We start from the raw sequence: 12,101 nt of genomic DNA, 5'->3' as shown, positions 1-12,101 counted from the left end.
CGCCATGCCCGCCAACTTCACCAAGTCCGACCTTCCGCAGTTCTCCGTCGACATCTTCCAGAACGAGTACCTGGCGCAGGGCGCGAACGAGGTCAACGCCATCGTCACGGTGACCTCCACCGGCGGCGCGGTCGGCGGCGGCCCTGTCGACGCCCCGGACGCGGCCGTGGTCATCGCCGTCGACTGCTCGGGCTCGATGGACTACCCGCCGACCAAGATCCGCAACGCCCGTGAGGCGACCGCCGCCGCGATCGACGCGGTCCGCGACGGCGTCTGCTTCGCGGTGGTCGCCGGGACGCACGAGGCCAAGGAGGTCTACCCGGGCGGCGGGCAGCTCGCGGTGTCCAGCCCGGGCACCCGCGAGGAGGCCAAGCAGTCGCTGCGCCGCCTCACCCCCGGCGGCGGCACCGCCATCGGCACCTGGCTGACCAAGGCCGACCAGGTCTTCTCCACCCGCCCTGACATCTCCATCCGCCACGCCATCCTGCTGACCGACGGCCGCAACGAGCACGAGAAGCCGGAGCAGCTGCAGCGCACCCTGAACCGGGTGCAGGGCAGGTTCACCGCGGACTGCCGTGGCGTCGGAACCGACTGGGAGGTCGAGGAGCTGCGCCGGATCTCCTCCGCGCTGCTCGGCACCGTCGACATCGTCGCCGACCCGTCCGGCCTGGCCGAGGACTTCCGGTCGATGATGGAGAACGCCATGGGCAAGGCCCTGGCCGACGTGGCGCTGCGGGTCTGGACGCCCGCGAACGCGCAGGTCAAGTTCGTCAAGCAGGTCGCCCCGACCGTCGAGGACCTGACCGGCCGCCGCAAGGAGGCCGGTCCGCGCGCCGGCGACTACCCCACCGGCTCGTGGGGCGACGAGAGCCGCGACTACCACGTCTGCATCGAGGTGCCCCCCGCGGGCGTCGGCGACGAGATGCTGGCGGGCCGGATCAGCCTGGTCGTGCCGCAGGCCGACGGCAGCTCCGAGGTGCTGTCCCAGGGTCTCGTCAAGGCGGTCTGGACGGACGACCTCAACGCCTCCACCAAGATCAACCCGCAGGTGGCCCACTACACCGGCCAGGCGGAGCTCGCCGGGGCGATCCAGGAGGGTCTGGAGGCCCACCGGCGCGGCGACCTGGACAGTGCCACGGCCAAGTTGGGCAAGGCGGTCCAGCTCGCCGCCGAGTCCGGCAACGAGGACACCTTCAGGCTGTTGTCCAAGGTCGTGGACGTGGTCGACGCGAAGGAAGGTACCGTTCGCTTCCGTAAGAACGTGACCGAGGAGGACTCGATGACCCTCGAGACCCGCTCAACGAAGACCGTCAGGGTGAAGAAGTAGCGTTACCCGAGACGGAGAGCGTCCGCTCCCCACCACCTCCTTCGAGCCAGACCTACGAGCCAGACCCTGAGGGGGCTCCCGTAATGCCCATCTGCCCGCACGGCCACCAGTCGCAGACCGCCGACTACTGCGACTACTGCGGCATGCCCATGGGCGCGCCGCCGGCCCCGCACCCGATGCCGGGCGGACAGCCGGGCCCGGGCCCGGGCGTGCCGACGCCGACGGCCGGGTTGCCGATGTGCCCGATCTGCTCCACCCCGCGCACCGGCCAGTACTGCGAGGAGTGCGGCTACAACTGGGACCTGGCGCCGGTGGGCGGCGGTGGCGGGATGCAGCCGCCGCCCCTGCCCACGCCCGAGCCGCAGCCGCGGGTGACGCCCCAGCCGCCGTACCCCGGGGCGCACGTCCCCGGGCTGCAGGTCCCCGGGCCGCAGGTGACGAACCAGCCGCCGTACCCCGGGCCGCAGGTGACGGCTCCTCCGGTCCCGCAGCAGCCGCTCCCGACGCCCCCGGTCCAGGGCACGCCGATGGCGCCGCCGCCCGAGGGCCGGCCCGGTGGTGGTTTCGGCGGCGGCTACGGCAACTACGTGACCGGTGACACCAGCGGTGGTGCGGGTACGGAGTACTTCCTCGCCCCGCCGCAGGGCCCTGGCCAGCCGGGTCAGCCGGGTCAGCCGGATCCGGACTACGGGCATCCGCAGCCCGGCCCCGGCGCTGCTCCGGTGGCCGCGCCGCCTGCCCGGCGCGGCACCTGGATCGCGGTGGTCACCGCCGACCGCGAGTACTTCGGCGACATGATGGCCCGCAGCGGACCGGAGGCGGGCGGCCTCTACTTCCCGCCGTTCTCGCCCGAGCGCCGGGTGCCGATGACCGGGCAGGGCCAGCTCCGCATCGGCCGCCGCAGCCACCAGCGCGGTACGGTCCCGGAGATCGACCTCTCCATCGCACCGGAGGACCCGGGCGCGTCCCACCAGCACGCGCTGCTCCAGGAGCAGCCGGACGGCAGCTGGGTGGTCATCGACCAGGACTCCACCAACGGCACCACCCTCAACGGCGCGGCGGAGTCGCTGTCGCCGTTCGTCCCGGTCGAGCTCCACGACGGCGACCGGATCCACGTCGGCGCCTGGACGACGATCACCGTCCACTGCGCCTGAGTCCGCTGCGTCTGAGGCCGGCGTGCCTGAGCCTGCCGCCCGGGGCCCTTCGACCGGCCCCGGGCGGCGGCGGTGTGCGCGGTCTCGGTCCGGCTGTTCCGTTGGGACGACACGTGACGGTGCCGGTCTGAGAGGATGGACAGGTGGAGATCAGACGAGGCACGCTTTCGACCGAGACCTTCTACGAGCAGGTCGGCGGGGAGCCGACGTTCCGTCGTCTGGTCCGCCGGTTCTACGCCGGTGTCGCCGAGGACCCGATCCTCCGCCCGATGTACCCGGAGCAGGACCTCGGTCCCGCCGAGGAGCGGCTGGTCCTCTTCCTGATGCAGTACTGGGGTGGCCCGACCACCTACAGCGAGGAGCGCGGTCACCCGCGGCTGCGGATGCGGCATGCGCCGTTCACCGTGGACCGCGCCGCGCACGACGCGTGGCTGTCGCACATGCGCGAGGCCGTCACCGAGCTGGGCCTCAGCCCGGAGCACGAGCAGCAGTTGTGGGACTACCTCACCTACGCCGCCAAGTCGATGATCAACACCCCGGAGTAAGTGACCGCCCAGGCGGCCGCGTCAGTGCCCGGGTACGTGCGCGGGCGAGCGGCCGGGTGAGCGGCCAGATAGGTGATCGTGCACCGTCACGCCCACCTCTTCCGTCACCACTGCCACGCGTGACAGGATCGCCCGCGAACATCCGGGGATCAGGTCGTGCACGGAGGCGGGGGACAGCGCGTGGGGGGCTTCGTTCTGCGTCGGCTGCGTGCGCACCGACTGCTGGTCGTCGCCGCGCTGCTGACCATCCTGCTGACCGCCGCCGCCGTCTCCACCCTCGCGGCCTTCAGCCCGGCCGTCGCCGCGGCGGGCGTCCAACGTGCCTTCCAGGTCACCGACCGGAGCCAGACGCCGCTCGTGATGACGGAGTCCACCGGCCGGTCCGGTCTCGACTCCGCGCGCTCCGCGGCGACCGCGACCGCGCACTCCGCGTTTCCCCAGCTTCCGGTCACGCTGGGGCAGTTGGCCGTCTCCGACTCCTACGGCCTGCCGCTGCGGCACGGCCAGAACGCGCAGACCGCCGACCTGACCCTGCTGGCGGACCTCGATCCGTCACGGGTGCGGCTGGTCTCCGGCGCCTGGCCGACGGCCGTCGGCGTCGGCGCTCCCGCCGGTGCTCGCGCCACAGCCGCCGTCGACGTCGCGGTGCCGACGGCGGCCGTGGCGCGACTCGGCGGCGTCGGCACCGTACTGGACCTGACGGACCGTTACACCAGTCACTCGCAGCTGCTCCGCATCGTCGGCGTCTACCTGCCCAGGGCCACCACCGACCCGTACTGGCGGCTCGACCCCCTGGCCGGGCACGGGCTGCAGCCCGGCAGCACCGGCACCAACACCCTCTACGGCCCGCTGCTGGTCCCGGGCAGTGACTTCGCCGGTGGCGCGGTGCCGCAGCAGTCGGTCACCTTCGAGGCCACCGCCGACTTCGGCCGGATCACGGTCGGCCAGCTCGACGCCGTGTCGCGGGCGACCGCAGCCGCCGTCGCCGCGTCCAGCGGCAGCGGGGGCGCAAGCCCGCTGCAGACGACCAGTCAGCTGCCGCAGCTGATCACCCAGGTCCAAAGCGGGCTGCTGGTCGCCCGCGCCGCGCTGCTGGTGGTCTCGCTGCAACTGCTGCTGCTGGCCGCGATGACGCTGCTGCTGGCGGCACGGCTGCTCGCGGAGGAGCGGGAGACGGAGAACGCGCTGCTGCGCGCCCGGGGCGCGGCGCCGCGACGGATCGTGCTGCTGGCAGCGGCCGAGGGGCTGGTCCTCGCTGTCCCCGCCGCCGTCTGCGCACCGCTGCTGAGCGGACCGCTGCTGCGGCTGGTGGACCTGAGCGGCCCGATGCGCCGCGCCGGACTCGACCTGACCGCACCGCCACTCACCTCGGTCTGGTGGGCCGCCGGCCTTGCGGCGCTGGTCGGCGCACTGCTGGTGACCGCGCCGACGCTGGCCCGCTACCGGAGCTTCACCGAGGCCGGCCCGTTGGCGGCCCAGCGCACCCGGCGCGGCGCGCTCCCCGGCGTGCTGCGCGGCGGAGCGGACCTGGCGCTGCTGGCGCTGGCCCTGCTCGGCTATCTGCAGCTGCGGCACTACGGCGACAGCCCCACCGGGTCCGGAGTGATCACCGCGTCGGCCTCGGGCGTCGCGGGCATCGACCCGGTGCTGGTGGCCGCGCCCACGCTGGCCCTCGCGGCCGGGGCGGTGCTGACGCTACGGGTACTGCCGCTGCTCAGCCGCCTCGGTGAGCGGCTGGCCACCCGGGGCCGGGGGCTGCCCGCCGCACTGACGGGCTGGCAGCTGGCCCGGCGTCCGCAGCGCGGGGCAGGACCGGTGCTTTCGCTGGCCCTGGCCACCGCCATCGGCGTGCTTGCGCTCGGGCAGAACAGCAGCTGGCTCCAGTCGCAGAACGACCAGGCCGCCTTCCAGACCGGCGCCGACCTGCGGGTCACCGGCGAGCTGGCCCCCGGCTTCGGCCAGGGCGGCGAACTCGCCGCGCAGCCGGGCGTCTCGGCGGCGCTGCCGGTCCAGCGGGAGACGTTGGCCATGGCCAACGGCAAGATCGCCGAGCTGCTGGCGCTCGACGCCAGGAGCGAGACCGGCCGACTCCCGCTGCGTGCCGACCTGATCGCAGGACCGAAGGGCGCCGACGCCGGCGACCTGCTGCGCTCGCTCCCCGATCCGGCCGTGCCCGCCGACCGGGGAGGCGTCCAACTTCCGGGCCGACCACAGATGTTGACGCTGACCCTGCGGCTCACCACCCGCTCCGGCTCCGCGCAGATCACCCGGGGGCAGGGCCCCGACCCGGTGAGCGTCGACCTGACCGACGGGACCGGCGTGGTCTGGAACTTCCCGCTCGGCTCGGCCCCCGAGGACGGCGTCGCGCACAGCTACACGCTGGACCTGGCCGGTGCGGCGGGCAGCGGCAGTCCGGCGTACCCGCTCACGCTCAGCGGCCTCTCGATCAGCATGCCCTGGGACCTGGACGGCCCCACCTACGACCCGACCGCCACCCCGGGGAACGCCGACAGCTCCGGGCCGCCGCAGGCCCAGGGCCGGACCGTCACCGCCGCCCTGCTCTCGGTCGGCACCGACGCCGGACCGGCGAACTTCCCGTCAGGGCTGGTCTGGCGCAGCCAGGTGGACTGGGGTCTGTCCGGCCTCTACGACCCCTCGCTCTGGTGCAGCCAGGGGGCGGTGCGGACGGCGGCGCCGACCACCGCCGTCCCCGTCCAAGCGACCGTGGCGGGCGGAGTCTGCCGAGGCCTGGTGGTCGAGCAGATCGGCGCGACGCCGACCGCTCAGGTGTCGCTGACGCCGGCTCCGGCCCCGGGCTCGGGCTCGGGCTCTGGCTCGGGCGGGCCGTTGGCCGCCGTGGTCGACCAGCAGTTCCTGACGGCCACGCAGAGCCGGATCGGCTCGGTGGTCGCGCTGCCCGCCGACCTGCCGGGGCTGCGGATCCGGGTGGTCGGTGTGGTCTCCAGCCTCCCCGGCACCGGCAGTGCGGCCGAGCAGGGCCTCGGCGGGTCCGGCGGCTACGGCGCCTCCGACAGCGCGGACGACGCCGGGGCCGTCCTGGTCGACCTGCCCTCCTACGACCACCGTTACCTCGACTCCGGTCCCAACGGCACGGTGTCCGCCGACCCGCAGCCGACCGAGTGGTGGCTGGCCGCCGCGCCCGGCGCCTCGGGGCGGGTCGCCGCCGAGCTGCGCGCGCGTCCCGACACCGGACAGGTCTTCGCCCGGGACGAGGTGGTCGCGGCCGAGTTGGGCGACCCGCTCGGCAGCGGGCCGCAGGCCGCCCTCTTCGGGACGCTGGCCCTGTCGATCGTGCTCTCCGCGATCGGCTTCGGCGTGGACGCGGCGGGCGCCACCCGACGCCGCGCGGGCGAGTTCGCGCTGCTGAGCGCCCTCGGACTCCGCCGCCGCGCGATGGCACGGGCGACGGCGGTCGAACTGGCGCTGCCCGTGGCGCTGGGCGTCGGCGTCGGCCTGCTGCTCGGCGAGTTGCTCACCCGGCTGATCGTGCCGCTGCTGGTACTCACCCCGGCGGCGACCCGGCCCACCCCGCCGGTCCAGGTGTCGGTGCCAGGAGGCTCGTTGCTGCTGCTGACCGCTTCGATCGCGGCGGTGCCACTGCTGGTGGCCGTCCTGGCCGGGCTCCGCGGCGGGGACCCCGCCCGCCGCCTGCGCGGATCGGAGGAGTCGTGATGCGGTCCTCGGTCCCGTGGCTGTGGCCCCGGTTGCGTCACCGTCCCGCCGCCACGGTGTGGACGGGGGTACTGGTGGCCGCGCTGGTCTTCCTGACCACCGCGCTGCCGCTGACGCTCGCCCGCTACCAGGACACCGCGCTCGACACGACGCTGCGTCAGGCACCGGTCACCGGCCGGTCGGTGGAGGCCTCGCCCCCCGAGGGCGTGGGCATCGGGATCGTCCCCGGCGAGACCGCGCAGACCACCGTCGGCCCGGCCGGCGGAGCGGCCATGCAGGCGGCCATGGCGACCGCAGCCGACCAGGTCGAGGCACAGATCGGCGCACCGCTGCGGATCGACACGTCCCAGGTCAGCTGGGGCATCCAGGCGGTCCAGCACGCGGGCAACGAGACCGGCGCGGCTGTCTCGGCCCCACCCGGCCAGTCCCCCGGCCCCGCGCCGGACGGCGTTCCGCCGCATCTGTCGGTGGTCTGGCAGCCGACCGGTCAACTGACCCTGATGACAGGACGGTTGCCCGCTGCTCCCGCCGGGGCCGGTGCGGGCAGCCTGGAGGTGGCTGTCAGCCAGGCGACCGCGCGGACCATGGGCTGGCACGTCGGCACCCGGCTGCTCGTCCCGGTGCCCTCCGTCTACCGGGGCCAGGAGCAGCTCACCGTCGTCGGGACCTTCCGCGACCCGACCGCAGCGGAGTCCCGACTCCCGTACTGGGCGGGCGCGTCGCTGCTCGGCGCTCCCTCCCTGTACAGCATCCCCGCCCCGGGCCAGACCCTGCACTACTGGGAGGCGGAGGTCCTGGTCGCGCCGGGCGCGGTACGGGCGCTGCCGCAGATCGCGCCGCCCGAGCCCTACTGGTGGTTCCCGGTGGCCTCCGGGTCGCTGAACGCCGGTCAGGTCGGCCCGGCGCTGGACATGCTGGCCTCGCTCACCAACGGCGACCGCGCCTCCACCCTGCTGACCACCGACGATCCCGTCTCCAGCGGTCTCACGGTCCAGTCGGACCTGACCGGGCTGCTCACCCAGTTCAGCGCCCAACGCGACGCGCTGGAACCGGTGGTGACCATCGGCGTCGCCGGAACCGCCGGGACGGCCGCGGCGGTGCTGCTGATGGTCTTCGGTCTCGCCACCGAACGCCGGACCGCCGAACTGGCCCTGCTCCGGGCCCGGGGAGCGGGACTGCGGCTGCTCTTCGGGCGCCTGACCGTCGAGAGCGCCGCCGCCACCGTTCCGGGCGCGCTGGTCGGGATCGGCGCGGCGCTGCTGCTCCTGCCCAGCCGGGTCTGGGCTACCGCCCTCGGCTACGGCCTGGCCGTCCTGCTTGCGGCCACGCTCGCCGGACCGCTGCGCATGCTGGCCCGTCACCGTGGCCTGCGACCGGCCCGGACGGACCTGCGGACGGATCTGGTGCGGGCCAGGCCCTCGCGGCGAAGGACGGTCGTCGAGCTGTTCCTGCTGGTGCTGACGGTCGCGGCCGTGGTCGCGCTGCGCAGCCGGGGGCTGGCCCCGACCGGCGGCGGGCTGGATCCGCTGACCGCCGTGGCCCCGGTACTGCTGGGGCTGACCGGCGCGCTGCTGCTCGTCCGCTGCTACCCGCTGCCGTTGCGCCTGGCCGCCCGCCCGGTGACCCGCCGGTCCGGCGCGGTGGGCTTCCTGGGCCTGGCCCGTGCGGGACGAGGAGGCGCGACCGGCAGCCTGCTGCCGCTGCTCGCCCTGCTGTTGGCGCTGACCACCACGGTCTTCGGCGCCACGGTGCTGAGCGGCGTCACCGAGCGCCGCGCCGCGCTCACCACGCAGCTGGTCGGCGCGGACGTCCGCGTCGACGCGGTCGGGTCCGGCGTCCCCGCGCAACTCGCCACGGCGCTGCAGCGGCTGCCCGGAGTCCGAGCCGGGACGGGCGTGCTGACGGACCCGCTGGCCCAGCTCGGCACCGGCCAGACGGTCGTCCCGCTGGGCCTGGCCGACCCCGCCTCCTACGCCAGGGTGTCGGCGTCGATCGGCCTCGGGCCCTTCGTTCCGTCGCTGCTGACCGCCCGCACCGCCGGAACAGGCAGTGCGGGCGCGGTCCCGGTGCTGGCCTCGCCCGGAGCGGCGGCCGAGATCGGCTCGGCGCCCACCACGCTCACCAGCCTGTTCGGCACGATGCGGATCCGGCTGGCCGGGGTGCTGCCGTCCACGCCGTTCACGCCCGGCGGGGACTTCGTGATCGCCGCCCAGAGCCCGGCCCTCGCCGCCGTGCACTGGTCCTCCGCCGCCGCGGCCACCCCGAGCGCCGTGCTGCTGACCGGACCGGTGCAATCCTCCGCCGTCAAGGCGCTGATCGCCGCCTCCGGGGCGCAGAGCCAGGTCGACGTGCTGGACCGGAGCGACGCCGAGGCCTCGCTGGACGCGCAGCCGCTGCCGTCCGGCGCCGTCTCCCTCTACCAGGCGGCGGCGCTGGCCGCGACGCTGCTGGCGCTGCTGGCGGTGGTGCTGGCGCTGCTCCAGGCCGCGCCGGAGCGGGCCGCGCTGCTGGCCCGGCTGCGCACGATGGGTCTGCGCCCGCGGCAGGGCTACGCGCTGATCCTGACCGAGACGCTGCCGATGCTGCTCCTGGCCGCCGTCGCCGGATCGGCGCTCGGGGCGGCGTCGGTGCCGCTGCTCGGCTCCGCCGTGGACCTGGGCCCGCTGGTCGGCTCCCTGGACGGAACGGCGGCGGTCACCCACGCGAGCCCGGCGCTCCAGCTGCTGCCGGTCGTGCTTCCGGCGGCCGTACTGCTGGTCCTGGCCGTCGCGGTGGTGCTGGCCGAGGCGGCGGTGATCGGACGACGCCAGATCGGCGTCCAACTGAGGGCAGGTGACGAGGCATGAGTACCGGGATGGATGACCTCACGCTGGACGAGCTGCGCCGTCAGGTGGCCGGTGACCAGGGCCGTCCCCGGTTCGGCCAGGACGCGCTGATCGTCTGCGAGCGCGTGGTCCGGATCTACCAGGCCGAGGGCGTCGAGGTACAGGCGCTCCAGGGCCTGGATCTGACCGTCGCCAAGGGTGAGTTGATGGCCCTGGTCGGCGCGTCCGGCAGCGGCAAGTCGACGCTGCTGCAGATCCTGGCCGGCCTCGACGTCCCGACGGCGGGCAAGGCGCGGGTCGGCGAGAGCGACCTGCTCGCCATGGACGCGAAGGCACGGCTGCGCTACCGCCGCGAGGTGGTCGGCTTCGTCTGGCAGCAGACCGCACGCAACCTGCTGCCGTTTCTGACTGCACGTCAGAACGTGCAGCTGCCGATGCAGTTGGCCGGAACGCACAGATCCGGCGGGCGGCGGGCTGCGCGGGCACGTGCGGTGGAGCTGCTGGAGCTGCTCGGCGTCGCCGAGTGCCGCGACCGCCGACCACACCAGATGTCCGGCGGCCAGCAGCAGCGCGTCGCGATCGCGGTGGCCCTGGCCAACCGCCCCGACGTGCTCCTTGCGGACGAGCCGACGGGCGAGCTGGACTCCGAGACCGGCGCGCTGATCTTCGACGCCTTCCGCACGGTGAACGCCGAGCTCGGCGCGACGGTGGTGATCGTCACCCACGACCCGATGGTCGCCGGCGAGGTCCGCAGGACCGTCGCGGTCCGCGACGGCCGCGCCGCGACGGAGGTGCTGCGTCGCACGGCGACCGAGGCGGACGGCACCGAGACGGTCACCGAGCACGAGTACGCGATGCTGGACAGCGCGGGGCGCGTGCAGTTTCCCCGGCAGTTCCTGGAGGCTCTCGGGATGGAACACCGGGTGGAACTCCTGCTGGAACGGGACCACATCCAGGTCCGGCCGGAGGAGAGCCAATGATCAAAGGGCCAGTTGCAAACGTCTAGGGGCGCGGGGCTCTGCTGATCTCCGGCCCCGCCGCGTGGGCGCGACAAGGTGCCTGTTGGCTGCGGCAGGTGGTTGCACTATCCAGGGGCGCGGGGAACTGCGCGACAAGCCACCCACACAGGTGGAGCACGGAACGCGCAGGGCCATCCGCATGTCAGTGGTTACTCGCGCAGTTCCCCGCGCCCCTGGACGTTTGCAACTGGCCCTTCTGTAAAAGATTCAGGAAACGAGGTGGGCGTTCACCGCCCGCGCCTCAGCGGCAAGCTCGGGCAGTTCCAGCACCGTCGCGCCCGCGGCGGCAAGCAGTTCGACCCCCTGGCAGTCCGCGACGAACAGCGCGGGCTCCCGCCACGCCAGCACCACGCGTCCCACCCCCGCCGCGCGGATCAGCTCGGCGCACGGGGACGGGCGGGACGCGCGGACCGAGCACGGTTCCAGCGTCGAGTAGATCGTCGCCGTCCGCAGTCGCGGATCCGAAGCGTCCAGCTTCCCCAGCGCCGACTCCTCCGCGTGGACTTTGTCGTCGCCGCCCTCGCGCGAGAAGCCCGGGGCCAGCTCCGTGCCGTCGGCGGCGACGACGATCGCGCCGACCGAGTACGCCGTCTCCGAGCGCGGACAGCTGTGCGAGAGCTCGATCGCCCGCCGCATCCAGGCGATGTCGTCCCGCGTCACCACGTCCGCGTCGCTGCGCCGGGCGGCGTAGCGCAGCACCACGATGTCGCCGCCCAGCACCTCCGTGCCGAGCAGGGTCATCCGGCGCAAGGTGTCCTGCGGGAACACGACGCCCGCACGGGGCGGAGCGAAGCGCGGCGCCTCGGCGTCGCCGACGAAGAACGGGGCGACGGCGAGCTGGATCTCGTCGACCAGTCCCGCCGTCAGGAACAGCGACTGGATCGCGCCGCCGCCCTCGACCATCAGCCGCCGGACGCCCCGTTCCGCCAGCGCGTCCAGGACGCGCGCAGGGTCCAGCTCCGGGCCGGTGCCGAGGACCTCCGCCCGCGCGCCGAGCTGCGTGCGCAGCGCCGGGGCCGCCGCGTCCGGGGCGAGGACGAGCTTGTCGCCGCCGCTCTGCCACAGGCGCAGCTCCGGGTCGAGGCCGCCGTGGCCGACCAGGGCCACCTTGAGCGGGTGCTCCGGCAGCCCGCGCCCCTGCCGCGCGCCACGGCGCTCGGCGGAACGGACCTCCAGGCGTGGGTCGTCCGCACGCAGGGTGCCCGCGCCGACGAGGATCGCGTCGCCCGCCGCGCGCAGCTCGTCCACCCGGTCGAAGTCCTCCGGGGAGGAGAGCAGCAGCCGTTCAGGTGACGTGTCGTCGATATGGCCGTCGACGGACATCGCCGCGCTGACCAGGACGTGCGGCCGGCGCGCGGGACGGTCGCCCGGCGCCCCTGCGGTGGCCGCTGCGGCGGACTCGGTGTTCATGACCTGCTCCAACGACCGATGCGGCCCCGGTAATCCCCGGCCACCGTCCGTGCTCGGCCGAACGTGGGTTGTTACGTGTGGCGCACACCTTCATCGGGGACGTTCGGCAGGTCACCCGCCCGACGAGC

General features: G+C 74.3%; 7 protein-coding genes. 6 read left to right on the top strand and 1 reads right to left on the bottom strand.

Annotated features, from left to right (window positions below; translation table 11 throughout):
* The first annotated feature begins 4 nt into the window (after positions 1–4).
* The 6 genes from ABH928_RS07040 to ABH928_RS07015 all read left to right on the top strand — a co-directional run bounded on the left by ABH928_RS07040 (position 5) and on the right by ABH928_RS07015 (position 10,524).
* Positions 5–1,327: a VWA domain-containing protein gene (locus ABH928_RS07040; protein ID WP_370063239.1), complete on the top strand. Its 1,323-nt coding sequence runs from the start codon at positions 5–7 to the stop codon at positions 1,325–1,327.
* Positions 1,328–1,410: 83 nt separating this feature from the next.
* Complete coding sequence (locus ABH928_RS07035) at positions 1,411–2,481, top strand: FHA domain-containing protein (protein ID WP_370063237.1); 1,071 nt, start codon at positions 1,411–1,413, stop codon at positions 2,479–2,481.
* Between the two features lie 143 nt (positions 2,482–2,624).
* Positions 2,625–3,026 carry a globin gene (locus ABH928_RS07030; RefSeq protein WP_370063235.1) on the top strand — a complete coding sequence of 134 codons (402 nt, stop codon included), beginning with the start codon at positions 2,625–2,627 and terminating at the stop codon, positions 3,024–3,026.
* 180 nt (positions 3,027–3,206) lie between these two features.
* Positions 3,207–6,719, top strand: coding sequence for an FtsX-like permease family protein (locus ABH928_RS07025; RefSeq protein ID WP_370063233.1), 3,513 nt, complete (start codon positions 3,207–3,209; stop codon positions 6,717–6,719).
* Complete coding sequence (locus tag ABH928_RS07020) at positions 6,719–9,565, top strand: FtsX-like permease family protein (protein ID WP_370063231.1); 2,847 nt, start codon at positions 6,719–6,721, stop codon at positions 9,563–9,565. The genes ABH928_RS07025 and ABH928_RS07020 overlap by 1 nt, the downstream gene beginning before the upstream one ends.
* Positions 9,562–10,524: an ABC transporter ATP-binding protein gene (locus tag ABH928_RS07015; protein ID WP_370063229.1), complete on the top strand. Its 963-nt coding sequence runs from the start codon at positions 9,562–9,564 to the stop codon at positions 10,522–10,524. The genes ABH928_RS07020 and ABH928_RS07015 overlap by 4 nt, the downstream gene beginning before the upstream one ends.
* A 246-nt stretch (positions 10,525–10,770) precedes the next feature.
* Here the strand turns inward: ABH928_RS07015 and ABH928_RS07010 are convergent, their stop codons facing one another.
* Complete coding sequence (locus ABH928_RS07010; protein WP_370063227.1) at positions 10,771–11,973, bottom strand: dihydrofolate reductase family protein; 1,203 nt, start codon at positions 11,971–11,973, stop codon at positions 10,771–10,773.
* Positions 11,974–12,101: the final 128 nt, after the last annotated feature.

The sequence above is a fragment of the Streptacidiphilus sp. MAP5-3 genome (genome assembly GCF_041262505.1).
Taxonomy (GTDB): Bacteria; Actinomycetota; Actinomycetes; order Streptomycetales; family Streptomycetaceae; genus Streptacidiphilus.
The sequence above is the reverse complement of the archived record's forward strand: the minus strand, read 5'-3'. Positions and strand labels throughout refer to the sequence as shown.

Coding starts and splice junctions, on each gene's coding strand:
- ABH928_RS07040 (WP_370063239.1), top strand. CDS start 5: ATGCCCGCCAACTTCACCAAGTCCGACCTTCCGCAGTTCTCCGTCGAC.
- ABH928_RS07035 (WP_370063237.1), top strand. CDS start 1,411: ATGCCCATCTGCCCGCACGGCCACCAGTCGCAGACCGCCGACTACTGC.
- ABH928_RS07020 (WP_370063231.1), top strand. CDS start 6,719: ATGCGGTCCTCGGTCCCGTGGCTGTGGCCCCGGTTGCGTCACCGTCCC.
- ABH928_RS07015 (WP_370063229.1), top strand. CDS start 9,562: ATGAGTACCGGGATGGATGACCTCACGCTGGACGAGCTGCGCCGTCAG.
- ABH928_RS07010 (WP_370063227.1), bottom strand. CDS start 11,973: ATGAACACCGAGTCCGCCGCAGCGGCCACCGCAGGGGCGCCGGGCGAC.